21 protein-coding genes, 1 tRNA gene and 2 pseudogenes are annotated in these 25,627 nt (G+C 67.9%); 13 read left to right on the top strand and 11 right to left on the bottom strand.

Going from position 1 to position 25,627, the window contains the following annotated elements; translation table 11 throughout:
* On the top strand, window positions 1-771 hold a 771-nt coding region (locus IQ782_RS15075; RefSeq protein ID WP_476707523.1), incomplete at its 5' end, for an aldehyde dehydrogenase family protein.
* Window positions 772-1,031: 260 nt separating this feature from the next.
* Window positions 1,032-2,510 carry a ribosome biogenesis GTPase Der gene (der, locus tag IQ782_RS15070; protein WP_194135476.1) on the top strand — a complete coding sequence of 493 codons (1,479 nt, stop codon included), beginning with the start codon at window positions 1,032-1,034 and terminating at the stop codon, window positions 2,508-2,510.
* 267 nt (window positions 2,511-2,777) lie between these two features.
* Here the strand turns inward: der and IQ782_RS29800 are convergent.
* A pseudogene (locus tag IQ782_RS29800) lies at window positions 2,778-2,963 on the bottom strand (ATP-binding protein); the annotation flags it as partial.
* A 94-nt stretch (window positions 2,964-3,057) separates the two neighbouring features.
* Window positions 3,058-3,165, bottom strand: a pseudogene (locus IQ782_RS30400) (ATP-binding protein); the annotation flags it as partial.
* 418 nt (window positions 3,166-3,583) lie between these two features.
* On the opposite strand from IQ782_RS30400, the gene IQ782_RS15060 reads away from it, so the two are divergent.
* Both IQ782_RS15060 and IQ782_RS15055 read left to right on the top strand, forming a co-directional pair.
* Window positions 3,584-4,738: an RsmB/NOP family class I SAM-dependent RNA methyltransferase gene (locus IQ782_RS15060; RefSeq protein WP_194135475.1), complete on the top strand. Its 1,155-nt coding sequence runs from the start codon at window positions 3,584-3,586 to the stop codon at window positions 4,736-4,738.
* Between the two features lie 129 nt (window positions 4,739-4,867).
* Entirely contained in the window at window positions 4,868-7,183 is a 2,316-nt protein-coding gene (locus tag IQ782_RS15055; protein WP_338092592.1) for an ATP-binding protein, read from the top strand.
* A 4-nt stretch (window positions 7,184-7,187) separates the two neighbouring features.
* Here IQ782_RS15055 and IQ782_RS15050 read toward each other — a convergent pair whose 3' ends face one another.
* On the bottom strand, window positions 7,188-7,781 hold the full coding sequence (locus IQ782_RS15050; RefSeq protein WP_194135474.1) for a gamma-glutamyl kinase: 594 nt from the start codon (window positions 7,779-7,781) through the stop codon (window positions 7,188-7,190).
* A 184-nt stretch (window positions 7,782-7,965) separates the two neighbouring features.
* Here IQ782_RS15050 and recA point away from each other — a divergent pair, with 184 nt between their 5' ends.
* Complete coding sequence (gene recA, locus IQ782_RS15045; RefSeq protein WP_194135473.1) at window positions 7,966-9,033, top strand: recombinase RecA; 1,068 nt, start codon at window positions 7,966-7,968, stop codon at window positions 9,031-9,033.
* 245 nt (window positions 9,034-9,278) lie between these two features.
* On the opposite strand, the gene IQ782_RS15040 is transcribed toward recA, so the two are convergent.
* A complete protein-coding gene (locus IQ782_RS15040) occupies window positions 9,279-9,602 on the bottom strand; it encodes a HesB/IscA family protein (RefSeq protein ID WP_194135472.1) in 324 nt (107 codons plus the stop codon).
* Window positions 9,603-9,725: 123 nt separating this feature from the next.
* Between IQ782_RS15040 and IQ782_RS15035 the strand changes: the two genes are divergently transcribed.
* From IQ782_RS15035 to scpB, 7 genes are all read left to right on the top strand, one after another.
* Window positions 9,726-10,892: a deoxyguanosinetriphosphate triphosphohydrolase gene (locus IQ782_RS15035; protein WP_194135483.1), complete on the top strand. Its 1,167-nt coding sequence runs from the start codon at window positions 9,726-9,728 to the stop codon at window positions 10,890-10,892.
* Window positions 10,893-11,003: 111 nt separating this feature from the next.
* Entirely contained in the window at window positions 11,004-12,869 is a 1,866-nt protein-coding gene (locus IQ782_RS15030; protein WP_194135471.1) for a cation:proton antiporter, read from the top strand.
* Between the two features lie 123 nt (window positions 12,870-12,992).
* Window positions 12,993-14,735 (top strand): arginine--tRNA ligase, encoded by a 1,743-nt coding sequence (argS, locus tag IQ782_RS15025; protein WP_194135470.1) that lies wholly within the window; start codon window positions 12,993-12,995, stop codon window positions 14,733-14,735.
* 88 nt (window positions 14,736-14,823) lie between these two features.
* A complete protein-coding gene (locus tag IQ782_RS15020) occupies window positions 14,824-15,756 on the top strand; it encodes an SPOR domain-containing protein (RefSeq protein WP_194135469.1) in 933 nt (310 codons plus the stop codon).
* A complete protein-coding gene (gene nagZ, locus IQ782_RS15015) occupies window positions 15,753-16,754 on the top strand; it encodes a beta-N-acetylhexosaminidase (protein WP_194135468.1) in 1,002 nt (333 codons plus the stop codon). The genes IQ782_RS15020 and nagZ overlap by 4 nt, the downstream gene beginning before the upstream one ends.
* 6 nt (window positions 16,755-16,760) lie before the next feature.
* Complete coding sequence (locus IQ782_RS15010; protein ID WP_194135467.1) at window positions 16,761-17,558, top strand: segregation and condensation protein A; 798 nt, start codon at window positions 16,761-16,763, stop codon at window positions 17,556-17,558.
* 91 nt (window positions 17,559-17,649) lie between these two features.
* Entirely contained in the window at window positions 17,650-18,240 is a 591-nt protein-coding gene (scpB, locus tag IQ782_RS15005) for an SMC-Scp complex subunit ScpB (RefSeq protein ID WP_194135482.1), read from the top strand.
* Window positions 18,241-18,316: 76 nt separating this feature from the next.
* Here the strand turns inward: scpB and IQ782_RS15000 are convergent, their stop codons facing one another.
* Entirely contained in the window at window positions 18,317-18,982 is a 666-nt protein-coding gene (locus IQ782_RS15000) for a DUF1236 domain-containing protein (protein WP_194135466.1), read from the bottom strand.
* A 354-nt stretch (window positions 18,983-19,336) separates the two neighbouring features.
* On the opposite strand from IQ782_RS15000, the gene IQ782_RS30310 reads away from it, so the two are divergent.
* On the top strand, window positions 19,337-20,668 hold the full coding sequence (locus tag IQ782_RS30310) for a diguanylate cyclase domain-containing protein (protein ID WP_194135465.1): 1,332 nt from the start codon (window positions 19,337-19,339) through the stop codon (window positions 20,666-20,668).
* Between the two features lie 19 nt (window positions 20,669-20,687).
* On the opposite strand, the gene IQ782_RS14990 is transcribed toward IQ782_RS30310, so the two are convergent.
* The 6 genes from IQ782_RS14990 to plsX form a co-directional block, all read right to left on the bottom strand.
* Complete coding sequence (locus tag IQ782_RS14990; RefSeq protein ID WP_194135464.1) at window positions 20,688-21,764, bottom strand: 2'-deoxycytidine 5'-triphosphate deaminase; 1,077 nt, start codon at window positions 21,762-21,764, stop codon at window positions 20,688-20,690.
* A gap of 244 nt (window positions 21,765-22,008) precedes the next feature.
* Window positions 22,009-22,085: transfer RNA gene (locus tag IQ782_RS14985), tRNA-Pro, on the bottom strand.
* A gap of 74 nt (window positions 22,086-22,159) precedes the next feature.
* A complete protein-coding gene (locus tag IQ782_RS14980) occupies window positions 22,160-23,017 on the bottom strand; it encodes a MerR family transcriptional regulator (protein ID WP_194135463.1) in 858 nt (285 codons plus the stop codon).
* Window positions 23,018-23,122: 105 nt separating this feature from the next.
* Complete coding sequence (gene ihfA, locus IQ782_RS14975; protein WP_066106404.1) at window positions 23,123-23,425, bottom strand: integration host factor subunit alpha; 303 nt, start codon at window positions 23,423-23,425, stop codon at window positions 23,123-23,125.
* A 111-nt stretch (window positions 23,426-23,536) separates the two neighbouring features.
* Entirely contained in the window at window positions 23,537-24,508 is a 972-nt protein-coding gene (locus IQ782_RS14970; RefSeq protein ID WP_194135462.1) for a beta-ketoacyl-ACP synthase III, read from the bottom strand.
* The gene (gene plsX / locus IQ782_RS14965) at window positions 24,505-25,620 is read right to left on the bottom strand and encodes a phosphate acyltransferase PlsX (RefSeq protein WP_194135461.1); all 1,116 of its coding nucleotides are present in this window, start codon (window positions 25,618-25,620) and stop codon (window positions 24,505-24,507) included. The genes IQ782_RS14970 and plsX overlap by 4 nt, the downstream gene beginning before the upstream one ends.
* Between the last annotated feature and the right edge of the window lie 7 nt (window positions 25,621-25,627).

Here is a 25,627-nt window from a genome sequence, read left to right as displayed (position 1 = left end):
GACCTCTGCGCGCAGCGCGAGGTGCCGATCCCCTTCTTCGGCGAGCTGGGCTCGGTCAACCCGATGTTCCTCCTTCCCGAGGCCGTGAAGGCGCGCGGTGCCGAGATCGGCACCGGCTGGGCCGGCTCGCTGACGATGGGTGCCGGCCAGTTCTGCACCAACCCCGGCATCGCCGTGGTCGAGACGGGCCCCGAGGGCGACGCCTTTGTCGCCGCCGCCGCCGAGGCGCTGAAGGGCGCATCCGCCCAATGCATGCTCACCGAGGGTATCGCGAAAGCGTATAAGGACGGTAAATCGCGCTTCGACGGGCGCAATGCCGTCAAGCCGGTGCTGACCACCGACAGCGAGGGCCGCAGCGCGCTGCCCAACCTCTTCGAGACGGACGCGGCGAATTACCTGCAGGATCATGCGCTTGGCGAGGAAGTCTTCGGCCCGCTCGGGCTCGTGGTGCGGGTCTCGGGGCCGGACGAGATGGAAGAGCTCGCCAAGGGGTTCGAGGGCCAGCTGACCGCGACGATCCACATGGACGCGGGCGATACCGCCCTGGCGCAGCGCCTCGTGCCGGTGCTCGAGCGCAAGGCCGGCCGGGTGCTGGTCAACGGCTTCCCCACCGGCGTCGAGGTCTGCGACGCGATGGTCCACGGCGGGCCTTACCCGGCCTCGACCAACTTCGGCGCGACCTCGGTCGGCACCCTCTCGATCCGCCGCTTCCTGCGCCCCGTCAGCTACCAGAACCTGCCCGACGCGCTGCTGCCGGACGATCTGAAGTAAGCCTGAACAGCTTTCGAGACGCGCCCGCGCTGCCCGACCGGTGGCGCGGGCGTTTGCGTTCCGATCTGCGTATTTTCAAAAGAGAAGAAGCCGCAGCGCGGCCCGGCGCATTCTTCTAGGCCCAAATATCCCGGGGGAGCCCGAAGGGCGGGGGCGGAGCCCCTCTTTCCGCAGCCGCTGCGACGAAGCGCGCGAGGTCCCTTTCTCCCGCCGACGCTTTGCGGTAAAGGCAGGGTTTGAATCCGCAAGAGGTGCGTGCCATGACATTCTCCCTCGCCATCGTCGGCCGCCCCAACGTTGGTAAGTCCACCCTGTTCAATCGCCTCGTCGGCAAACGGCTGGCGCTGGTCGATGACCAGCCCGGCGTCACGCGCGACCTGCGCGAGGGCGAGGGCAAGCTCGGCGACCTGCGCTTCACGGTGATCGACACGGCGGGCCTCGAGGAGGCCACCGACGAGTCGCTGCAGGGCCGGATGCGCAAGCTCACCGAGCGTGCGGTGGACATGGCCGATGTTTGCCTGTTCATGATCGACGCCCGCGTCGGGGTGACCCCGACCGATGAGGTCTTCGCGGAGATCCTGCGCAAGCGCTCCGCCCATGTGATCCTCGCCGCCAACAAGGGCGAGGGCTCGGCGGCCGATGCGGGCGTGATCGAGGCCTACAGCCTCGGCCTCGGCGAGCCGATCCGGCTCTCGGCCGAGCATGGCGAGGGCCTGCCCGAGCTCTATTCCGCGCTGATGCCGCTGGCCGATGCCTTCGCCGAGCGCGCCGCCGAGGAGGCCCCCGAGACCGAGCTCGAGCTGGACGACGAGGAGTTCGACGACGAGGACGGCGAGGGCAAGCTGGTCATGCCGACCGCGACCAAGCCGCTGCAGATCGCCGTGGTCGGCCGCCCGAACGCCGGCAAGTCGACCCTGATCAACAAGATCCTCGGCGAGGACCGGCTGCTGACAGGCCCCGAGGCCGGGATCACCCGCGACGCCATCTCGGTCCGCATGGACTGGGAGGGCGTGCCGATGCGCATCTTCGACACCGCCGGCATGCGCAAGCGCGCCAAGGTGCAGGAAAAGCTCGAGAAACTCTCGGTTTCCGACGGTCTGCGCGCGGTCAAGTTCGCCGAGGTCGTGGTGGTGCTGCTCGACGCCGCCATCCCCTTCGAGCAGCAGGACCTGCGCATCGCAGACCTCGCCGAGCGCGAGGGCCGGGCGGTGGTCGTTGCCGTCAACAAGTGGGACGTCGAGGAGCACAAGCAGGAGAAGCTGGCAGCGCTCAAGGAAGCCTTCGACCGGCTGCTGCCGCAGCTGCGCGGCGCGCCGCTGGTCACCGTCTCGGCCAAGACCGGGCGCGGGCTCGACCGGCTCAACGCCGCGATCATGAAGGCCTGGACCACCTGGAACCGCCGCGTCTCGACCGGCCAGCTCAACCGCTGGCTCGAGGGCATGGTGTCGAGCCACCCGCCGCCCGCGCCGCAGGGCCGCCGCATCAAGCTGCGCTACATGACCCAGGCCAAGACCCGTCCGCCGGGATTCGTCGTCATGTGCTCGCGCCCGCAGGACATGCCCGACAGCTACACGCGCTACCTTGTGAACGGTCTGCGCGAGGCCTTCGACATGCCCGGCACGCCGATCCGCCTGACGCTGCGCGGGCAGGGCGACAAGAACCCCTACAAGGGCCGCCGCGAGAAGAATGCGGGCGCGCTCAAGAAGCACCTCGGCAAGCTCCCCAAGCAGAAGGGCTGAGCCGCAGGGTCAGAATTGGCAAAAGCGCCGGAGCACGGGCTCCGGCGCTTTTCGTTCGGGGGGCAGCAGGGCCTTGGCCCCAAATGACGGCGCGAATCCCGCTGCCGCGCAGCGCTTGCACCAACGGGGCCGGTGCCCGGAGGGCGGGATAGTCCCCGGCGGCCGCGCCGGGGTGGTGACCCAGAAGCCGTTGGCTGTCGGTTTCCACCCAGACCCGACGTGGGCTCTCCATCAGGACGTGAATCATCTTGGAGTGGGTTTGACGGGTCATGTCTGGGTCAAGACATGGCGCAGCTCCCTCTTTTCCCGGGTTGGCCGGTGGAGACGCGCGGTGGCCAACTTGCGATCGCCGAACACGGTGGCCCACTCGCTGAAGCTGCGGTGCGCAATGATGATCACTTTGCTGCGCGCGTGGAGCTTGTTCATCAGATGAAAGCGCAAGCTGCCCCCTGAAGCGCTGCACGGCCGTCATTCGAGCCCGTCTATCGCCCGGCAGGCGATTGCGCAGCGATTTGCCGGGCGGGAAGGACCTCCAGGTCGCGGCTGGGAGGGTCTCCGCGATGTGTCCGGCTTTCCCCTTGGCTTTCTCCTGCTCGAGAGCGTTGACGAGTTCGATGGTCGAGAAGAAGGGCAGCTTTCGGCGATGTTGCCGGATGGTGTCAAAGCTCGAAACGCAGCTGCCGAGGCAGCCGGCGTCGTCCCGAACTCGGACGCCTCACCGGGCATCTGAACGGAAGCCTCGATCCGGCGGTCTCAAGGCGGCAGCATGATCCCGAGGCAGACCGAGCCGCGCTTCTGCATCAGCCTGATGTCAGGGGGCCCTCCCGTGCGCGCCATGCAGGTCACCCGTGAGGGCCCGATCTCCCGCATCGGCGAATTGCGAGATCGGTGCGGAAATCGGCGGCTGGTTCGCGAAGGCCGGCGGTTCTCGCTCGGGACGGCCCCACGGCACAGCGTTGGAAACCGCTGGACGACGCGCGGCGCGCGCGGGTAGAGGGGCGGGCGACAGCGGAAGGAGCACGAGACCACATGCAGCATGATATTCCGATGATCCCCGCCTCGAAGGGTCCACGATGACTCCCGGCGCACGGCTTCAAGCCGCCGCCGAGGTCCTCGACCGCATCGCCGCCGGTGCCCCGGCGGAGCAGGCGCTGCTGGGCTGGGCGCGCGGCGCGCGCTACGCCGGCTCGAAGGACCGGGCTGCGGTGCGGGACCATGTCTTCGACGTGCTGCGGCGCTGGCGCTCCACCGCCGTGCAGGGCGGGGGCGAGAGCGGCCGTGCGCGGCTCATCGGGCTGCTGCGCCAGCAGGGGAGCCCGGTCGGGGATGTGTTCACCGGCGACGGTCACGCGCCCGCGCCACTCACTGCCGAGGAACAGGCGGCGGGCCGCGCCGCTGAAGGGGCCGAGGCGCGCGACCTGCCGGATTGGATCGATGCGCTGCTTGGCGAGAGCCTCGGCGCGGGTGCCGCGGCGGCCGCCGAGGCGCTGCGGGGCCGCGCAGCTGTCTTCCTGCGCGTCAACGGCCTGCGCGGTGATCTTGCCGCGGCGCAGGCGGCGCTGGCGGGCGAGGGGATCGAGACCCGGCCGCATCCGCTGGCGTCCGGGGCGCTCGAGGTCACCGCTGGCGCGCGGCGCGTCGCGCAGAGCCAGGCTTTCGCCGAGGGGCGGGTCGAGCTTCAGGACGTGGCCAGCCAGGCCGTGGTCGAGGCGCTTCCGCTGGTGCCGGGAATGCGGGTGCTGGACTATTGCGCCGGCGGCGGCGGCAAGGCGCTGGCGATGGCGGCGCGCACGCAGGGCGAGGTCGAGGCGCATGACGCCGACCCGCGCCGCATGTCGGACCTGCCAGCCCGTGCCAAACGCGCCGGTGCCCGCATCCGCAGCGTCACCCGGCCCGAGGGGGCCTATGACCTTGTGCTCTGCGACGTGCCATGCTCCGGCAGCGGCGCCTGGCGCCGCGCGCCCGAGGGCAAGTGGCGGCTGACCTCCGAACGGCTGGACGAGTTGCAGACGCTGCAGGCCGGGATCCTCGACACCGCGGCGGCGCTGGTGCGCCCCGGCGGGCTGCTGGGCTACGCCACCTGCTCGATGCTCTCTGCCGAGAACGGTGCGCAGATCAGGGCCTTCCTCGCGCGCCACGAAGGCTGGACGCTGGAGCACGAGCGGCAGTATCTGCCGGGCGATGGTGGCGACGGGTTCTTTGGCGCGCAGCTGCGACGCCCGGCCTGAGCCCGGTCCGGATGCGTCGCGCCGGGCTTACGCAAGGTGAGATGGTAATTAACCTTTGGTTAAGGCCGACTGGTTAAGACCGACCATGCGACAAGATGCGCGGGGATACGGATCGAAAGGGATGACCGCGTGACGCCGACCGCGTTTTACGAGGATGCGCAGCTGCGGGGCGGAGTCCGGCAGGCGTTGCCCGGCCTTGTGCTGGTCGCGGCAGGGATTCTTTGCCTCGGTCTTGGCACGCTGGTGAACGGGACCCCTGCGGCTTTGGCGCTTTTCGCCGCGGCCGGGGCCTTTCTGGCCCTCGGGGCGTTGCTCGGTCTGCGCCGGATGCTTGTGGAACGGCGGTCGGAGCGGGCTGTTTCGGCGCTGCGCGAGCTCGTCGCCGCGGATCCGGCACCCGCCGCGATCGAAACCGCGCAGGGTCGCATTCTCTTCGCAAATGAGCCCGCGGAAAGCCTGCTCGGGGCTGGGGAGGCGCTGGCGGCACGGCTGGCGCCCCTGGTGCCGGAGCCTGAAGCCCTCGCGTTGCGTCTGCGGCTGCGCGCCGCGGGCCGCGGCGCCAGTGAAGACGTGGTCTCGCCCGCAGGGCGGCACCGGATCACCCTCGCCGCGGTCGCCGGGATGAACTACTGGCGGGTCGAGCCGCTGCCGCAGGGTCCGATGCAGGCGGAGCCGGGCGCGAGCGGCGGGGATCCCGATGGCGCGATGGAGGTGGCGTACGCGCCGGTGCTCACCGTCGGTCGGAGCGGCGCGGTGCTCTACATGAATGCCGCCGCCCGCACGTTGCTGGGCCGCCGGGTCAAGCGTCTCGACGAAGTGCTCGAGGCACCCGCGCGCTCGGGCAAGGTGCAGCAGATCGCCACGCCGACCGGCGTGCAGAGCGTGCGGATCCGCTGCTCGGACGCAGGGGTGGGGCGTCAGGAGGTTGTGCTCCACCCGATGGCCCAGCCCGGCACGTCCGAGGTGCGTGACGGGGTCGACGAACTGCCCGTGCCGCTGCTGCGCCTCGCGCCCGATGGCCGCATCCTGCGCGCCAACGCCGAGGCCTGCCGCATGCTCGAGGTGAAGAGCGCCGATGGCAGCGTCATCGACGATCACATGGAAGGGCTCGGGCGCTCGATTGCCGACTGGCTCACGGATGCCGCCGCGGGGCGCGGGCTGCACCGGTCCGAGTTTCTGCGTCTCGTGCGCCCGGACCGCGAGGTCTTCGTGCAGGTGACTCTCAACCGGGTGATCGAAGCGGGCCGCGCCGAGCTGGTGGCGGTGCTGAACGATGCGACCGAGCTGAAATCGCTCGAGGCGCAATTCGTCCAGAGCCAGAAAATGCAGGCCATCGGCCAGCTCGCCGGCGGCGTGGCGCATGACTTCAACAACCTGCTGACCGCCATCTCCGGCCATTGCGACCTGCTGCTGCTGCGCCATGACCTCGGCGATGCGGATTACGCCGATCTCATGCAGATCAACGAGAATGCCAACCGCGCCGCCTCGCTGGTGGGCCAGCTGCTCGCGTTCTCGCGCAAGCAGACACTGAGCGTCGAGAAGCTCGACCTGCGCGACACCTTGTCGGATCTGACACACCTGCTGAATCGCCTTGTCGGGGAGCGGGTGCATCTGACCTTGCGCCACGATCCGGTGCTGCCGCCGATCCGCGGCGATCGCAGGCAGCTCGAGCAGGTGATGATGAACCTCGTGGTGAACGCGCGCGACGCCATGCCGGGCGGCGGCGAGATCGTCATCGAGACCGAGCGCTGCATCGTCCACGATCCGCTGGTCCGCGATCGCGCGCGGGTCGAGCCGGGGGCCTATGTCTGCGTCAAGGTCATCGATCAGGGTTCAGGGATCCCGCAGGACAAGCTGCAGAAGGTGTTTGAACCCTTCTTCACCACCAAGCGCACAGGCGAGGGCACCGGGCTCGGGCTGTCGACGGTCTACGGGATCGTCAAGCAGACCGGCGGCTTCATCTTCGTCGACAGCGTGCTGGGCGAGGGCAGCTGCTTCACCCTGATGTTCCCGGCCTACGAGGACCCGGAGGTCCTCGACCCGCCCGCGCCGGAGCCCGCGCGCACGGCCGCGGCGCAGGACGGCAGCGTGGTGTTGCTGGTCGAGGACGAGGCACCGGTGCGCGCCTTCGCCGCCCGCGCCCTGCGCCTGCGCGGATTTACCGTAATCGAGGCCGAAACCGCGGAACAGGCGCTCGAGGTGCTCGAGGATGCCGCGCTCAAGGTGGATGTCTTTGTCACCGACGTGGTCATGCCCGGACTTGACGGGCCGAGCTGGGTGCGGCGGGCGCTCGAGGGCAGGCCCGGCACGCGCGTGGTTTTCGTCTCGGGCTATGCAGAGGAGGCGCTGGACAAGAGCCGGGTCGCAGTGCCGAATTCGGTCTTCCTGCCCAAGCCCTTCTCGTTGAGCGAGCTGACCGAGACCGTGCATCGACAGCTCGCCTGAGGGGTCAGCGGGCGCGCTCCCACAGCGCGAAATCGGCGGCGCAGTGCTGCCGCAGGCGTGCCTCGGTCTCGGGGGAGAGCGTCAGTTCCGAGCGCGGCGAGACATTCTCGCGCGGCAGATCGAGGGCAAGGCCCAGGCGCTCTTCGAGAAAGCCGATGATCGCGCCCTGGTTTTCGTATTTGAACAGGTGGCTCACCCCGGTGCCGTTGGGCCGCGGTTCGACGAATTTCGACTGGCTGCCGACATTGGCGAAGGCGGGGCGCTCGGTGCCGACATAGGCCTCGACAAAGGCGTCGAAATCGATCCCGCGGGTCGAGGTCGGCTTGCCGTCGAGAAAGGCACGCTGACGGTAGCGATACCAGGAGCCAAGCCAGGAAACCGGCTCTCGCACCACCGCCATCAGCTCCATCTGCTCGGCCCCCATCTTCTCGAACATCGGGCGGAAGAAGCGGTTGTAGCGGTAGACCGGGGCATGCTTCAGCTCGGGCGGGTCCAGCACGCTCATCGAGGCATGAGGCCCCAGTGCGGCCTCATAGGCCGAGGTTCCCGTCTTGGGAACGGCAAGCAGCACCAGCCGCGCCTTCCAGAATACCAGCATGTCACCGCCCCTCGGTCGTGTTCTTTTTGTCGATAAACTACTCCTTAACCCTGTTTCGCAAGAGTAAGAACAGTTCCTGCTTGAAATGTTCCCCTTTTGGTCTCATAACCCCGAAAGAGAACAAGAGGCGAACGAAAGCAGCGATTGCCGCCCCGCACGCGGTATGAAATAAGGATCGGAAATCATGGCAACGGCAGATCTTCTGACTATGGACAGCAAGCGAAACGCGGACCGGCAAAAGGCGCTCGACTCGGCGCTGGCCCAGATCGAGCGGCAGTTCGGCAAGGGTTCGATCATGAAGTTGGGCGGCGACAACGCCCTGCGCGACATCGAGGCAACCTCGACCGGCTCGCTCGGGCTCGACATCGCCCTCGGCATAGGCGGCCTGCCGAAGGGCCGGATCGTCGAGATCTATGGCCCGGAAAGCTCGGGCAAGACCACGCTGACGCTGCACGTCGTCGCCGAAGAGCAGAAGAAGGGCGGGGTCTGCGCCTTCGTCGACGCCGAACACGCGCTCGATCCGCAATACGCCAAGAAGCTGGGTGTCGACCTTGAAGAGCTGCTGATCTCGCAGCCCGACACCGGCGAGCAGGCGCTCGAGATCACCGACACGCTGGTGCGCTCTGGGGCAGTCAGCCTGGTGATCGTCGACTCCGTCGCTGCGCTGACCCCGAAGAGCGAGCTCGAGGGCGACATGGGCGACAGCTCGGTCGGCGTGCACGCCCGCCTGATGAGCCAGGCGATGCGCAAGCTCACGGGCTCGATCGCGCGCAGCAATTGCATGGTCATCTTCATCAACCAGATCCGGATGAAGATCGGCGTCATGTTCGGCTCGCCCGAGACCACGACGGGCGGCAACGCGCTGAAGTTCTACAGCTCGGTCCGCCTCGACATCCGCCGCATCGGCGCGATCAAGGACCGCGACGAGGTCGTTGGCAACCAGACCCGCGTGAAGGTGGTGAAGAACAAGGTCGCGCCGCCGTTCAAGCAGGTCGAATTCGACATCATGTACGGCGAGGGCATCTCGAAGACCGGCGAATTGCTGGATCTGGGGGTGAAGGCCGGCGTGGTCGACAAGTCGGGCGCCTGGTATTCCTACGGCGACGAGCGCATTGGCCAGGGCCGCGAGAATGCCAAGACCTTCCTGAAGGAAAACAGCCAGATCGCCAATGAGATCGAGGATAAAATCCGCGCGGCGCACGGGCTCGATTTCCACATGTCCGAGGACGACGGCGACGTCACCGAGGATTGAGCCAGAGGGACGGGGAGGGGCGCTGCCCCTCTTGGCCTGCGGCCAATTCACCCCGGCGTATTTGCAAAGAGAAGAGGGCGCGTCCTATGGGCGCGCTTTTTTATTTTATATCAATTTATTGGGAATAAGTCCGAATGTGCTGCGCGAGGGGCGCCGGACATCTTGGCGGGATCGCGGCGGCACGCAAAAGGGCCGCGCCAGACGGCACGGCCCAAATTGCAAACCCCGTCGCAGGGCGCGGCTTTTCAGATCGAGAAACTGGTGCCGCAGCCGCAGGAACTGGTGGCGTTCGGGTTCTCGATGGTGAAACGCGCGCCGATCAGCTCTTCGGAGAAATCGATCACCGCGTCGGCGAGGAAGGGCAGCGAAACGCTGTCGACCACCACACGCTCGCCGGCGCGCTCAAGCACCAGGTCGTCCTCGGCGGCGTCGTCGAGCTTGATCTCATATTGGAAGCCCGAGCAGCCGCCGCCCTCGACGGCCACACGCAGCGCCTTGCCTTGGGCGCCAGCGCCGATCTCGGCGAGGCGCTCGTAGGCGCGGTCAGTCACTTTCGGGGGCAGGTTCATGGGGTGCCTCAAAGGTTTATCTCCCGGTCGGTCCGTAATATAGGGATCCGCGAGAGCAGCGGCAACCGCCTGGCATGCATCGGGCCGGTCCGCAAGCAGAGGCGCGTGAAAGGCATGACAGAGATGGCGATCTATTGCTGCGACCCCGAGGGGGCCAGGCCCCGCCGCGTGGTGGAGGAGGAGAGCGCCTTTCGCTCGTGTTTCCAGCGGGATCGCGACCGGATCATCCACAGTTCGGCGTTTCGGCGGCTGAAGCACAAGACCCAGGTCTTCGTCGAGCACGAGGGGGATTTCTATCGTACCCGGCTGACCCACAGCATCGAGGTGGCGCAGGTGGCGCGCACCATTGCGGGGGCGCTTGGGCTGAACACCGACCTCACCGAGGCGGTGGCGCTGGCGCATGACCTTGGCCACACGCCCTTCGGCCATACCGGCGAGGACGCGATGCACGCGCTGATGGCGCCCTATGGCGGCTTTGACCACAACGCCCAGGCGTTGCGCATCGTCACCCGGCTGGAGTGCCATTACGCCGAGTTCGACGGGCTCAACCTGACCTGGGACACGCTCGAGGGCATCGCCAAGCACAACGGCCCGCTGCTGCCGCTGAAACCGGGCGAGGCGCTGCCGCTGGCCCTGGCCGAGTACAACGCCGAGCACGATCTAGAACTCGACACCCACGCCAGCGGCGAGGCGCAGGTGGCGGCCATCGCCGATGACGTGGCCTACAACAACCACGACCTGCAGGACGGGCTGCGCGCCGGGCTGTTCACCGAGGAAGAGATCGCCGAGCTGCCGCTGATCAAGCCGGCCTATGCCGAGGTCGATCGGCTTTACCCGCAGCTCGACGCCTACCGCCGCCGCCACGAGGCGCTGCGCCGGGTGTTCGGCTACATGGTCGGCGACGTGATCGACACCAGCCGGGCGCGGCTCGAGGCGGCGGGTCCGCAGAGCTGTGATGACATCCGGCGGCTCGGTCATCCGGTGGTGGCCTTCTCGGACGGCATGTACCAGGAGCTGAAGCAGGTCCGCAGCTTCCTCTTCACCCGCATGTACCGCGCGCCCTCGGTGGTGGTGATCCGCGAGAAGGTGACGCAGGCGCTGATGGAGCTCTTCCCGATCTACATGGAGAACCCCCTGCTGCTGCCCGCCCGCTGGCGCGCCACCGAGCCGACCGGCGAGACCGAGCTGGCGCGCATGGTGGCCGATTACGTCGCCGGGATGACCGACCGCTTCGCGCTGCTCCAGCACGCCAAGCTGACCGGCCGGGACATCCTGCACGACGTGCGCTGAGGCGCGCCGATCGCCGACTAAGCCTCTCGTCCCCCTCGTCGCACTGGACAGATTGCGCCCGCGTGCCAGATCATGGCGGCGGGAGGACCTCGGCGGGCGAAAGGGCGTTTCATGACCGGACCGGAAACAGGCGGTATCGACCCGCTGCTGGGTTTTGCCCTGGTGGGCGCATTGGGGGTAGGCTCGCAATGGCTGGCCTGGCGGATGAAGCTGCCGGCGATCGTCGTCATGCTGGTCGCGGGACTGGCCATCGGGCCGGGGCTGGGCGTGCTCGACCCGCACCAGGATTTCGGTGCGCTGATGGAGCCGATGCTGGCCATCGCCGTGGCGATCATCCTCTTCGAGGGCGGGCTGACGCTCAACTTCCAGGGGTTGCGCGACGCGCGGCTGGGAGTGCGGCGGCTGATCTTCCTGGGCGCGCCGCTCGGCTGGCTCGCCTCGGCGGCGGCGCTGCACTGGGTGGCGGGGCTGAGCTGGGAGAGCGCGGCGGTCTTCGGCGGCATCATGATCGTCACCGGCCCGACGGTGATCGCGCCGCTGCTGCGGCAGGCGCGGCTGAAGCACCGGCCCTCGGCGCTGCTGCAATGGGAAGCGATCGTCAACGATCCGGTCGGCGCGCTGGCGGCGGTGCTGGCCTTCGAGCTGGTGTCGGTTCTCGCCAATGCCGCCTCGCTCGGCGATGCGATGGCAGACATGGCCGTCGGCATCCTGGCGGCGGCGGCGCTCGGGGTGCTGGGGGGCTGGGGTCTGGCGCAATCCTTCAAGCGCGGCATGGTGCCGGAATACATGAAGGTGCCGGTGCTCTTCGTGTCGATGCTGGTGGTCTTCGCGCTGGCCGACTCGGTGCTGCATGAAAGCGGGCTGCTGGCGGTGACGCTGATGGGCGTGTGGATCGCCAACGCCGGCCTGCCCAGCTACGAGGAGATGCGCCGTTTCAAGGAGCACGCGACGATCCTGCTGGTCTCGGGGGTGTTCATCCTGCTCGCCGCGAACATGAGCCGCGAGATGCTGGGGTCTCTTGACTGGCGGGCGCTGGCCTTCGTGGTCTCGGTGATCCTGCTGGCGCGGCCGATCCCGGTGCTGATCTCGCTCATCGGCACCAACGTGCCCTGGAAGGAGCGGCTGCTGGTCGCCTTCACCGGCCCGCGCGGCGTGGTGCTGGTGGCGGTGGCGGGGCTCTTCGCGCAGCGGCTGGTGGCGCTGGGGATCGAGGACGCGGCGCGCATCCCGGCGCTGGCCTTCGCGCTGGTGGCGGCGACGGTGGTGCTGCATGGCTTTACCCTGGCGCCGCTGGCGCGCGCGCTTGGCCAGACGGCGACCGAGACGCCGGGCGTGCTGATCACCGGCGGCTCGCGCTGGTCGGTGGCTCTGGGGCTGGCGCTCAAGAAGCTCGAGCTGCCGGTGCTCATAGCCGATCCGAACCACGCGCATCTGCGCGATGCGCGGGACGCGGGGCTCGACACCTTCTTCGGCGACATCCTCTCCGAGGCGGCGGAGCACCGGCTCGACCTCGTGAGCTACGAATATCTGATCGCGGCGACCGACAACGACGCCTACAACACGCTGGTGGCCACCGACCTCGCGCCGGATTTCGGCCGCGAGCACATCTTCCAGCTCAAGCGCGCCCGTGACAGCTCGGCGCGCCATGCGCTTCCGGCGACCTTGGGCGGGCGGCGCTTCGGACCTGACGAGAGCTATGACGAAGGCAATGCCCGCATCGCCCAGGGCTGGGAGTTCCGCGTCTCGCGGCTGACCGAGGAATTCTCCATGGCCGACTGGCGCGAAAAGAACCCCGAGGCGATGATCGTCGCCGATCTCGGCCCCAATGGCACCTTCCGTCTGCTCGGCCCGGACGACGCGCCGAAGGAGGCAGACGGCGTGCGCCTGCTGGTGCTGGCCCCGCGGCGCGAGGAACGCGCAGAGGGCCGGCGGGACGAGAATGGCAACGACACGGTGAAGGCGGCCACCGCGGGCTAGGCCGCCGCCATCCCGTCTGTTTCCCGCCCTCTGCGGTGCATTCCGCGCCGTCCCGGCCATCTCGGCATTTGACCCCGCGAGCCAAGATGGTAGAGGAGCATCCGACCGTATGGAGACAGACAGATGAACCTCTTCACCGACATTCGCGCGCTTGTGCTTCAGGCGATCGAAGCGCTGCAGGCCGAAGGCGCGCTGCCCGAGGGCCTCGCCACCGCCGCCGTGACGGTGGAGCCGCCGCGAGACGCCTCGCATGGCGACATGGCGACCAACGCCGCGATGGTTCTGGCGAAGCCCGCGGGGAAGAAGCCGCGCGACATCGCCGAGGCGCTGGCGGCCAAGCTGGCCGAGGATCCGCGCATCGCGCTGGCCGAGGTGGCGGGGCCGGGCTTTCTCAACCTGCGGCTCGACTCTTCGGTCTGGCAGGCGCTGCCCGCCGCCGTGCTGAAGGCCGGCACCGATTACGGCCGCTCGGACATGGGGCAGGGGCTGAAGGTCAATGTCGAATACGTCTCTGCCAACCCCACAGGCCCGATGCACGTCGGCCACACCCGTGGCGCTGTCTTCGGCGATGCGCTGGCCTCGCTGCTGGCCTACGCCGGCTATGACGTCACCCGCGAATATTACATCAACGACGGCGGCGCGCAGGTCGACGTGCTGGCGCGCTCGGTCTACCTGCGCTACCTCGAAGCCCACGGCCGCACCGTCGAGTTCGAGGCCGGGACCTATCCGGGCGAGTATCTGATCGAGGTCGGCGCGAAGCTGAAGGCGCAGGTCGGCGACAAGTTTGTCGACCAGCCCGAGTCCGAATGGCTTGAGCAGGTGCGCGAGTTCGCCACTGACGAGATGATGGGCATGATCCGCGAGGATCTGGCGCTGCTCGGCGTGAAGATGGACCACTTCTTCTCGGAAAAATCGCTCTACGGCACCGGCAAGATCGAGGCGGCCATCGAGTCGCTCACCGAGAAGGGCCTGATCTACCGCGGCGTGCTCGAGCCGCCGAAGGGCAAGAAGCCCGAGGATTGGGAGCCGCGCGAGCAGACGCTGTTCAAATCCACCGAACACGGCGACGACGTCGACCGCCCGATCATGAAGTCGGACGGCAGCTGGACCTATTTCGCGCCCGACATCGCCTATCACTACGACAAGGTGAGCCGCGGCTTCGACATGCTGATCGACGTCTTCGGCGCCGACCACGGCGGTTACGTCAAGCGGATGAAGGCGGCGGTCTCGGCGCTGTCGGACGGCCGGGTGCCGCTCGACATCAAGCTGATCCAGCTGGTCAAGCTGTTCAAGAACGGCGAGGAATTCAAGATGTCCAAGCGGGCAGGGACCTTCGTGACCCTGCGCGACGTTGTCGAGGAGGTTGGCCCCGACGTCACCCGCTTCGTCATGCTGACCCGCAAGAACGACGCCTCGCTCGACTTCGACTTCGCCAAGGCGGTGGAGCAGAGCCGCGAGAACCCGGTGTTCTACGTGCAATACGCCCACGCCCGCGTCTGCTCGGTGCTGCGCAAGGCGGTCGAGGCCGGAATTGACGTTTCGGATGAAGCCCTTGCCGGTGTTGACCTCTCGGGCATGACGCATGAAGCCGAGCTGTCGCTGGCCCGGAAGGTCGCCGAATGGCCGCGCATCGTCGAGATCGCCGCCAAGGGCCACGAGCCGCACAAGGTGGCGATCTGGCTCAACGAGCTGGCCTCGGACCTGCACGGCCTGTGGAACCGCGGCCACGACGAGCCCGAGCTGCGCTTCCTGCAGGACGATGCCGCTGTCAGCCAAAGCAAAATCGCGCTGGCACGGGCCGTCGCGGTTGTCATTTCGGCGGGTCTTGGTATCTTGGGCGTGACCCCGGCAGAAGAGATGCGCTGACCGAAAGGCGCCTCGGGGCACGTAAGGCAGAGCGAGATGGCCGGCGGGGACCCCCTTTTGCCGGCCCGACAGGCAAACCGAGGCTAACATGGCGGATTACCCCTACGAAGGGCCGGGCGCACCGGCCCCGACCGGGCGAAGAGCAGCATCCCTGACAAACTGGGCCGGCGCGGCGGTGTCGCTTGCGCTGGTCGTGGGCGTTGGGATGTGGGGCTACGAGCTTCTCATGCGGGATGTGAACGGCATCCCCGTGGTGCAGGCAATGGATGGCCCGATGCGCGTGGCCCCCGAGGATCCGGGCGGATCGACCGCCGATCACATCGGGCTGGCGGTGAACGCCGTCGCCGGGACCGGCCTTGCCGAACCCGGCGCCGATCGGCTGCTGCTGGCGCCGCAGGGCATTGGCCTGTCGGACGAGGACATGCCGCAGAAGGAGCTCTCTGCGCGACGCGAGGCCGAGGGGCAGCCGGCTCCGGTCTCGCTGTCCGGCGACGACGCCTTCGCCGAGATCGACCAGGAGGGCGAAGAGATCGATCCGATCCAGGCGCTGGCCGATCAGATCGCCGCCAATGCCCGCCCGCTCAGCGATCTGTCCTCCGAGGACGGGGAACTCGTGGCCAGCGTCACCGGCGCTGCCCCGGCGGGCGCGCTGATCCGCTCGCGCCGCCCCGAGACCCGGCCCGGCGACCTGCTCAATCAGCCCGTTGTGCTGGCGCCCGCGGCCCCCGAGCCGACGGGCCCGGCCGAGGTTGATGCCGAAACGCTGCCCGCGGGCACGCGACTTGCGCAGCTCGGCGCCTACGCCAGCGCCGATGTGGCGCGTCAGGAATGGGAGCGCTTCAGCGCCCGCTTCGGCGAGTTCATGACCGGCAAGGACCGGGTGATCGAAAAGGCCAGCTCGGGGGGGCGCACCTTCTACCGACTGCGCGCCGCGGGTTTCGCCGATCTGGCCGACGCGCGCCGCTTCTGCGCCGCCTTCGTCGCCGAGAACGCCGACTGCATCCCGGTGACCACGCGATGAGCCGCTTCGGAGCCACCATTCTCGCACCACTGGACCTGCGTCTCAGCGCCGAGGAGAAACGCTTCTTCGCCGAGGCAAATCCGTTCGGATTCATCCTCTTTGCCCGCAACGTCGACAGCGCCGAGCAGTTGCGCGCGCTGACCTCCGAGCTGCGCGCCGCCGTCGGATGGCACGCGCCGGTCTTCGTTGATCAGGAGGGCGGCCGGGTGCAGCGCCTGCGCGCACCGCTGGCCACCGAATTCCTGCCGCCGCTCGACGAGGTGGCGCGGGCCGGCGCACATGCCGCCCAAGCCATGGAGATGCGCTTCCGCATCATTGCCGCCGAGCTTCTGGCGGTGGGCATCGATGGCAACTGTGCGCCCATGCTCGACGTGGCGCGGCCCGACACCCATGCTTTCCTGCGCAACCGCTGCTACGCTGAAGACGTGGCGCAGGTGATCGAGATCGGCAAGGCAGTGGTCAAGGGCCTCAGCGATGGCGGTGTGCTGCCGGTGATGAAACACCTGCCGGGCCATGGCCTCGCGCAGCTCGACAGCCACAAGGACCTGCCGCGCGTTTCCGCGCCGCGCGAGGAGCTGGAGGACATCGACTTCGCCGCCTTCCGGCCCTTCGCGGAACTGCCGCTCGCGATGACCGCGCATCTGGTCTACGAGGGGCTCAACACCCGTCCCGCCACCGTCGATCCCGAGATGGTCGCGCTGATCCGCGAGAATATCGGCTTTACCGGCCTGCTGATGAGCGACGATCTGTCGATGGAGGCGCTGTCGGGCACCATCGGCGAGCGCAGCGCCGCCACGGTGGCCGCAGGCTGCGACGTGGTTCTGCACTGCAATGGCAAGATGGAGGACATGGTGCCGGTGGTCGAGGCCGCAGGCATGATGACCGAGGCCGCGCAGGGCCGCGCCGAGGCGGCGCTCAGCGCCCGTACCATCCCTGCCGAGATTGACATCGCGGCGCTCAGGGCAGAGCATGAGGCCTTGCTGGCCGGGCCCCGCTGATCACCGATGCAGGACGATGCGCAACTGGAATTCGAGGCGCTCAGCGTCGCCGACCGCGTTGCGGCCGAGGCACTGATCGTCGATGTCGAGGGCTATGAGGGGCCGCTCGACCTGCTGCTGTCGCTGTCGCGCACGCAGAAGGTGGACCTGCGCAAGGTCTCGATCCTCGAGCTGGCACGGCAATACCTTGGCTTTGTCGAACGCGCCAAGGCGTTGCGCATCGAACTCGCGGCAGATTACCTTGTCATGGCCGCCTGGTTGGCCTTCCTGAAGTCGCGCCTGCTGCTGCCGCCCGATCCCACCGAGGACGGCCCGTCGGGCGAGGAACTGGCGGCGCATCTGGCCTTCCAGTTGCACCGGCTTCAGGCGATGCGCGACGTGGCGGCGCGGCTGATGGCGCGCGACCGGCTGGGGCGCGATTTCTTCGCCCGCGGCATCCCCGAGGACATGCAGCGGCTGCGCAAGGTGAAATACACGGCGTCCTTGCTCGACCTCATGCAGGGCTACGCCCGGACCCGCACCCGCGACGACTTCCGCCCCTTCGTGATGGACCGCCACGACGTCTTCACCATGGAGCAGGCCCTCGAGCGGATGCGCGGGATGATGGGCTACGCCGGGGAGTGGACCGACATTTCCCGCTGGCTGCCCGACGGCTGGTCCGCGGACCCGATGCGCTGGCGCTCGGCCACCGCCGCCACCTTTGCCGCCTCGCTCGAGCTGGTGAAAGAGGGCAAGGCCGAGATCCGCCAGGCCGACAGCTTTGCGCCCATCGAGCTGCGCAAGAGAGAGAGACCCCGTGAGTGACGACAGAGAGCTGACCCGCGCCGAGCGGCGCGCGGAGCAGGACACCAGCGAGAGCCTGTTCCAGGCCCCGCCGATCGGCGATCAGGAGCGCATGGTCGAGGCGATCCTCTTTGCCTCGGCCGAGCCGGTGACGGTGCGCGAGCTGGAGGACCGGATGCCGCATGGCTGCGATCCCGCCGAGGCCCTCGCCTATCTGCGCAAGCGCTACGAGGGCCGCGGCGTGCAGCTGGTGCGCGTGGGCGACGCCTGGGCGATCCGCACCGCGCCCGACCTCGGTTTCCTGATGCAGAAAGAGACGGTGGAAACCCGCAAACTGTCGCGTGCGGCGATCGAGACGCTGGCGATCGTCGCCTATCACCAGCCGGTAACCCGCGCCGAGATCGAGGAAATCCGCGGCGTGAGCGTGTCGCGCGGAACCGTCGATCAGCTGCTCGAGATGGAGTGGATCCGCTTTGGCCGCCGCAAGATGACGCCCGGTCGTCCGGTGACCTTCGTGGTGACCGAGGATTTCCTCGACCATTTCGGGCTCGAAAGCGCCCGCGACCTGCCGGGGCTCAAGGAGCTGCGCGCTGCCGGACTGCTGGACAACCGTCCGCCGCCTGGCCTGGTGCCGCTCGGCGAGCGCGATCCGGAGGACGAGGAGGAGGAAGCCCCCGGCCAGTCCGAGCTTTTCGAGGACTGACCGGCGGCTTCAAGGGCTTGCTCAAACGAAAGCGGCCCCGCATTTCGCGGGGCCTTTACTCATTAAGAACGGTAATTTACCGAACGATCTTCACAATGCGACGGGTCTCGGGATCGATCAGCACCTGCTGGCGGTTCACGTTCAGGTAGGCGTAATCGCTTTCCGGAACCTCATAGACCTCGATCTCCTGCGGAATGCCTGCGCCGACAGCGACCTCGCCGTCCAGGTAAACCGGCTCGACGGGGTTGGTCTCGACGTAGGTGACGGTCTTTTCTTCGACGTTGTTGGCGGCACCGGCGACGGCCCCCAGCACGGCACCCGCAGCCACGGCGGCCGGGCCACCCACGATCAGCGAGCCGACGGCCGCGCCCCATGCACCGCCCACACCGGCACCGGCGGCGGCGTTGCTGGTGTCGTCATAGGTCACGGTGTTCACTTCGACGCGCTCGCGGTTCTCGTAAAGGACCACGGGCTCGTCCTCGACCGGGGTGGTCAGATAGGCGGAATAGGCCCAGCCCGAGGTGCCCTGGTAGCTGACTTCACACCATTCGGCGTCTTGAAGGCAGCCCTGCACGTCCACTTCGGCGGTGGACGGAATGACGCTTTCGACAGCGTATTGCGGGCCGGGGCCGGAGCGCAGGTTCAGATCGGTGGTGGCCGACGCGCTGAGCGCAGCGGACACCGGGGCAGCGGCGAGGCCGAAGAGCGGGAGCGTGAGAAGGAGCGTTTTCTTGGCATTCATGATACAAGTCCTTTCAAGTCTTTGGCGGTCCGCGCTGCGATCCCGCCCTCTGGACCCCTAACCCGGCGCGTCGTGGCTTGTTCCAAGCGGAAGATGAGAAATGCCTCAGAACGTGCTGAAATATAGAAATTTGCCGCCCTGGTGCCTTTTCCGGTCCAGTTCCGGGAACTCAGAGGGTCGCGGGCGGGTTGGTATGGCTTGCCGGAACCTGCACACGTTAAACGAGAAAGTTTCGCTTAAACTTCTACGCGACTTTGCGGCGTGGACCGCGATTTGTGACCACGGCCGTAGCACACTGTTAACCGGACTCGGCGGAGCATCACTGCCTCTGGTCGAGTGCAGGAGGTGCAGATCGTGGACTACAGCGCGCGTTTCCGTGGGCTCAAGGCGCGGGACGGGGCCTTCCTGAGCCCCCCTCATCCAAGTCTGCGCCCGCTGGCGAGGACAAGGCAGGTCAGCCTGGTGCTGGCCGGGGCGGTGCTACTCATCGCGGCCGAAGGCCATATCTACGGCATCTCGAAGCTCTATGCCGTGACCGGGGCCAGCGCCTTGTCGCTGCCGACCTTGCTCGCGGGCTCCGGGGCCCTTGCCGCGACAATTCTGCAGCGGCCGCTGCTGCGCTCAGACCCGCGCGAAAGTCTTGTCTGGTGCCTGGTCATCCTGCTGTGCCTTGCGACCGGGCTGGGATACCGCGCGGGGGTCGAGCTGGGCGCGGGGCGCATGGGGGCGAACACGGCAGTCTCCTTTGTGCTGCTCGCAGGCGGACAGCTGTGCTACCGCCGCCTGTCCGCCTCCTCCTTCGGACTGTCGCTGATGTCGCTGGCGCTGCCCTTCATCGCGGCGATCGGCTACCTGAACAACGCGCCGATGCTGTTCGGGGAAATGTCGCTTTCGACCGCGGTGCTGCTGCTGTCGCTGGGCGTTGCAAATGTCTCGCGCCACGCGCGCAGGGCCTTGTTGCGCCCGCTGGTGAGTGGATCAGGCTCGGGGCGGACGGTGCGGGGGATCCTGCTGGGTTGGCTCGTGCTGGTCGCCCTGCAAGCCGTGGTGGCGCGCTTCGTCCCCGACCCCTGGATCGCGACCTCGGGGGTGGCGGTCATGGTGGTCGATACCCTCTCGATGCTCGCGGTCATCCTGTTTCTGGGCATGCGCTATGATGCTAGCGCGACCCGCCTGCGGCTGACGGAATGGCGGCTCTATCACGCGGCGCTGCGCGACCCGGCCACCGGCATGCGCGGGCGCGCCTCGGCGGAGCTGTTCAGCGCGACTTTCGGGCCGATCAGCAGCCATGGTCTTGTGCTCTTCGAGATCGAGGGGGTCTCTGACATCGCCCGGCGCTTCGGTCCGCAGTCCGCGGAACGGCTGCTGCGGCTCGTGTCAGAGACGCTGCAACGCACCCTGCGTCCCGAGGAGCTGCTTTGCCGGGAAGAGGAACTGGGGCTTCTGCTCATGGTGCGAAACTGTTCGCTGGAGACGCTCGGCGCGCGCGCTGCGGAACTCTGCGCGTTGGTGGCCGACCTGCGTGACCCCGAGCGCGAGATGATGCGCTTCGAGCTCGCTGCCGCCGCCGTCATGGCGCGGCGCGGCGATGGCGATCCCGCGCCGTCAATTCGCCGTGCCCGCGAGGCGCTGCGCTTGGCGCAGCAGGAGGGCGCACAGAGGGTCGTCCTCTGCGAGGCAGCGTGAGCTTCGCGGGACGCGCCCTTCAGCTGCGGAAGTGCTTGGACAGCTTCAGCCCTTGGCCCTGGTAATTCGAGGCGATGCCCGCGCCGTAGAGCTGTGCCGGCACCTCGTCCATACGCTCGTAGACAAGGCGGCCGACGATCTGCCCGTGCTCGAGCACGAAGGGGGCCTCGTGGCAGCGCACTTCCAGCACGCCGCGCGATCCGGTGCCACCGGCTGCCGAATGGCCGAATCCGGGATCGAAGAAACCCGCGTAATGCACCCGGAATTCACCGACCATGGCGAGATAGGGGGCCATTTCGGCGGCGAAGCGCGGCGGGATGTGCACCGCTTCGCGGCTCACCAGGATGTAGAAGGCGTCGGGGTCGAGGATGAGCTGCCCTCGCGATGCGTGCAGCGGGTCCCAGAAGTCGGCAGGATCGTAATGGCCGATCCGGTCCAGATCGATCACCCCTGTGTGGGGCTTCGCCCGCCAGCCCACCAGGTCGCCGGTCTCCGGCCGCAGGTCCACCGAGAAGCCAAGCCCTTCGCCGATCACCGCCGGGCCGCCGGTGACCAGAGTTTCGGCGGCGTGCAGCTCGGCGAGTTCGGCATCCCCGAGCACGGACTGGCCACGACGGAAGCGAATCTGGTTGAGCCGCATGCCGGTGCGCGCCAGCACCGAGAAGGAGCGGGGGCAGATCTCGGCGTAGAGCGGGCCGGTGTAGCCTGCGCCGATGCGGTCGAACTCGGTGCCGCCATCGGTGATGGTGCGGGTGAGCAGGTCGAGCCGGCCGGTCGAGCTCTTGGCGTTGGCCACGGCGGTCAGATCGGCGGGAAGATCGAGGCTTTCGAGCAGCGGCACGACGTAGACGCAGCCCTTTTCCAGCACCGCGCCTTCGGTCAGGTCGACCCGGTGCATCTCGAACTCCTCGAGCCGCGAGGCCAGCGTCCGGCCCTCGCCGGCAAGGAAGGAGGCGCGCACGCGGATCGCTTCGCGTCCGAGCCGCAGATCAAGGCTTGCAGGTTGGATCTGCCCGTCGACCAGCGGTGCCTCGATGCGGATCGCTCCGCTCTGCACGAGCGCCGATATCTGCTGGCTGGCAAGCACCCCTGTCATCGTCACGTTCCCTCGTATTGCGTTGACCGTGATTAACAAGCGGCGGGGGCGAAGGGAACGAGGAATGCGCGGCGTCCGGCCGTGGCTCGCGGCGGTGCGGCGCGGATGCCGCGATGCGGGTCTGCTCTGCCGGATCAGAGCGCTTGCTTTCGGGTGATTCCGCTTTTACGCCAGCGGGTTGGCGGGGCCGTTTCCTAACCTCCCTGCGGAGGCCGACAAGTCAGAAACGGCGTAGGGGAGAATTTGGTCGGGCTAGCAGGACTCGAACCTGCGACCTTCCGTCCCCCAGACGGACGCGCTACCAGGCTGCGCTATAGCCCGACTTGTGAGGCCGTTTCATACTGGTTTTCAGCGCACGCACAACCCCCAAAGCGCAAGTTTTTTCACCTGTCTCGTCAGGTAAGTCTCGCCGCCGCGCGCGCGGCCACGAAGTCGCGCAGCGCGGCGACATGCGGGGCAAGTGCGGCGGCTTGCACGGAGTCGATCCGGGCCATTTGCGCAACAAGGCCGAGCACGCCGGGCGCAGGGACGGGAAGCGCCGTGAGATCGGGAATCTCCGGCAGCGACACAGCCTCGGCGGGCAGCGGTTCGGCCCCGCGTTCGGCAAGAGAATCGGTGATGAAGCCGGGCAGACCCGAGCCGGTGTGATCGTCGGTGGCCTTCGGCGCTTCCGACTGCGCGGGCATATCGCCGATCGCGGGATCCTCCTCCCAGAGCGCGGCCTGCGCGGCCGGATGAGGCTCTGGATCCGTGATCTCGGGGAAGAGCGGGGTTGCGCTCCCGGCAGACAGCGCGGCCTCCGGGTCCTCGGCGGCGCGCGGAGCTTTCTGCTCTGGCAGATCGCCCGGGTTCGCAGCAATGTCGGGACCGCTTCCGGCCGCCGGCGCAAAGGGCAGGACCGTTGCGCTTTCCACGGCCTCGGGTGCCTCTGGCAGGTCAGTGGCCTGAGCCGGGTACTCGACCGCCTCGTCCAGCAGATCGGAAGGGGGCGCGATTCCGGCGACATGCCGCACGCCCTGCTCGCGCAGAACCTTCTGCACGCCCTTGATGGTGAGCCCGTCGTCATGCAACAGCTGCCGGATGCCGGCCAGCAGCGCCACGTCGTTCGGGCGGTAGTAGCGCCGCCCGCCGGCGCGTTTCACCGGCTTCACCTGGCTGAACTTGGTTTCCCAGAAACGCAGCACATGCGCTGGTGTGTCCAGAAGTTCCGCCACCTCGGAGATGGTGCGGAATGCGTCGCGCGACTTGCTCATGCGGTCTTCCCCCTGCTGCGCGGCCGCGGGGCGGGGCGCAGGCTTCAGATAGGTCTTGGATAGGTCAGGGGCGCAGGGTCAAGGACGCGGGGTCGCTGCGCCGGATTAGGACTTGTTGCCCTCGGCCACGCGCTCCTTCATCAGGTGCGACGGGCGGAAGGTCAGGACTCGGCGGGGTTGGATCGGCACTTCTTCCCCGGTCTTGGGGTTGCGGCCGATGCGCGCCGCCTTGTCACGCACCGAAAAGGTGCCGAAGGACGAGATCTTCACCTGTTCGCCACGGACCAGGGCATCGGACATGTGCTGAAGCACCGACTCGACGAGTTCGGCGCTTTCGTTGCGCGACAGCCCGACCTCGCGAAACACCGCTTCGCTGAGATCCATGCGCGTCAAAGTCTTGTCACTCATTTGGCAGCCTCCCAAGGTTGCGCCACAGCATAGGGGGGAGGCGGATTCCGAGTCAAGCAGCCCTTGCGGGCTGAAAGCCTGCAAGGGCTGGATTTTGCCGGGTTTTTGGGGTTACCAGCGCAGGACGACCGCGCCCCAGGCCAAACCGCCGCCAATCGCCTCGGTGACCACCACGTCGCCCTGCTTGATCTTGCCCTCGGCCTTGCCGACGGAAAGCGCCAGCGGAATCGAGGCGGCGGAGGTGTTGCCATGGTCCTGCACGGTGACCACGACGCGCTCCATCGGCAGGCCGAGCTTGCGGGCGGTGCCGTTGATGATGCGGATGTTGGCCTGGTGCGGCACCACCCAATCGACCTCTTCGGAGGAGATGCCGGCCTTGTCCATCGCCGCCGTGGCGGTCTGGGCGAGTTTTTCCACCGCATGGCGGAAGACTTCCTTGCCCTCCATGCGCAGATGGCCGGTGGACTGGGTGGACACGCCGCCGTCGACATAGAGCAGGTCGCGGAACTGGCCGTCCGAATGCAGGTCGACCGAGAGGATGCCGCGGTCGGCGGCGGTTCCCGCGCCCTCCGAGGCCTCGACGATCAGCGCCCCGGCGCCATCGCCGAAAAGCACGCAGGTCGAGCGGTCGGTCCAGTCCATGATGCGCGAGAAGGTCTCGGCCCCGATCACCATGACGCGCTTGGCCTGACCCGAGACGATCATCGCGTTCGCGGTCGACAGGGCGTAGACGAAACCGGCGCAGACCGCCTGCACGTCGAAGGCGAAGCCCCCGGTCATGCCGATGCGGGCCTGCACCATGGTGGCGGCAGAGGGGAAGGTCAGGTCGGGCGTCGAGGTGGCGACGATCAGCGCGTCGAGGTCAGAGGCATCAAGCCCGGCATCCTTCAGCGCCGCCTCGGCCGCGCTGGCGGCGAGCATCGAGGTGGTTTCCCCCTCGGCGGCGAAGTGACGGCGTTCGATGCCGGAGCGCGAGCGAATCCATTCGTCGGAGGTGTCGAGGGTCTTCTCGAATTCCGCGTTGGGGACCACACGCTGGGGCAGGTAATGCCCGATGCCCGCGACCTTCGCCCTGATGCTCATTTGCCTGTTCCGTTTTTCTTGGTGTCCGTGCCGTCCGTCGCAGCGCGGTCGCTCTCGACGGGGGCGGTATTCGCCACGCGCGCCGCGAGCCGATCGCCGAAGCCGGACTGCGCGAGGTCATAGGCCAGTTCCACCGCCGCGGCCACCCCGGTGGCATCCGCAGCGCCGTGGGATTTCACCACGGTGCCGTTAAGGCCGAGGAACACGCCGCCATTCTTGCGGCGCGGATCCACGCGCGCCTGCAAACGCTTGAGCGAACTCAGAGCGAGCAGGGCGGCAAGGCGGGACAGCGGCGAGTAGGTGAAGGCCTCTCGCAGAAGTGAATTGATCAGAGAGGCGGTGCCCTCGCCGGTCTTCAGCGCGATATTGCCGGTGAAGCCGTCGGTGACGATCACGTCGCAGCGCTTGCCGGGGATGTCTCCGCCCTCGACGAATCCGACGTAATCGAAGCCGCCCGCCTCGGCATTCGCGGCGATGAGGTCATGCGCCGCCTTGAGCTCGGCGCGGCCCTTGTGCTCTTCGGTGCCGACGTTCAGCAGGCCGATGCGCGGGCGCTCGAGGTTCAGGCCGTTGCGGGCGTAGGACGCCCCCATCATCGCGTATTTCAGCAGGTCATCGGCATCGGCGCGGATGTCAGCGCCGACATCGAGCATGACGTTGTAGCCCTGCGGGTTGCGCGAGGGCCAGAGCACGGCGATGGCGGGGCGGTTGACCCCGGGCAGCTTGCGCAGCCGCACCATCGACAGCAGCATGAGCGCGCCGGTATTGCCGCAGGAGACGGCGACCGTGGCCTCGCCATTGCGGACGGCGTCGAGCGTGGACCACATCGAGGTCTTCTGCCCGTTGCGCATCACGTGGCTTGGCTTGTCTTCCATCGACACGACGCCAGAGGCATCGCGGATCTCGACCTGGGCGGGCAAGCCTTTGTGCTTGTCCACCAGGGGGCGCAACTCGGCCTCGGGTCCGTGCAGCAGGAAGCGGACGTCGCGATGCTTCCGCGCAAAGGCGGAAAGACCGGCAACGATGGTTGCCGGTCCGCGATCGCTTCCCATAGCGTCGATGGAGAGGACCAGAGGCCCGTGCGCCTGACGGTTATCCATTGCGGATGTCATGCGACGA

Origin of the sequence: Salipiger mangrovisoli (assembly GCF_015223355.1) — a bacterium.
Lineage (GTDB): Bacteria > Pseudomonadota > Alphaproteobacteria > Rhodobacterales > Rhodobacteraceae > Salipiger > Salipiger mangrovisoli.
The sequence above is the reverse complement of the archived record's forward strand: the minus strand, read 5'-3'. Positions and strand labels throughout refer to the sequence as shown.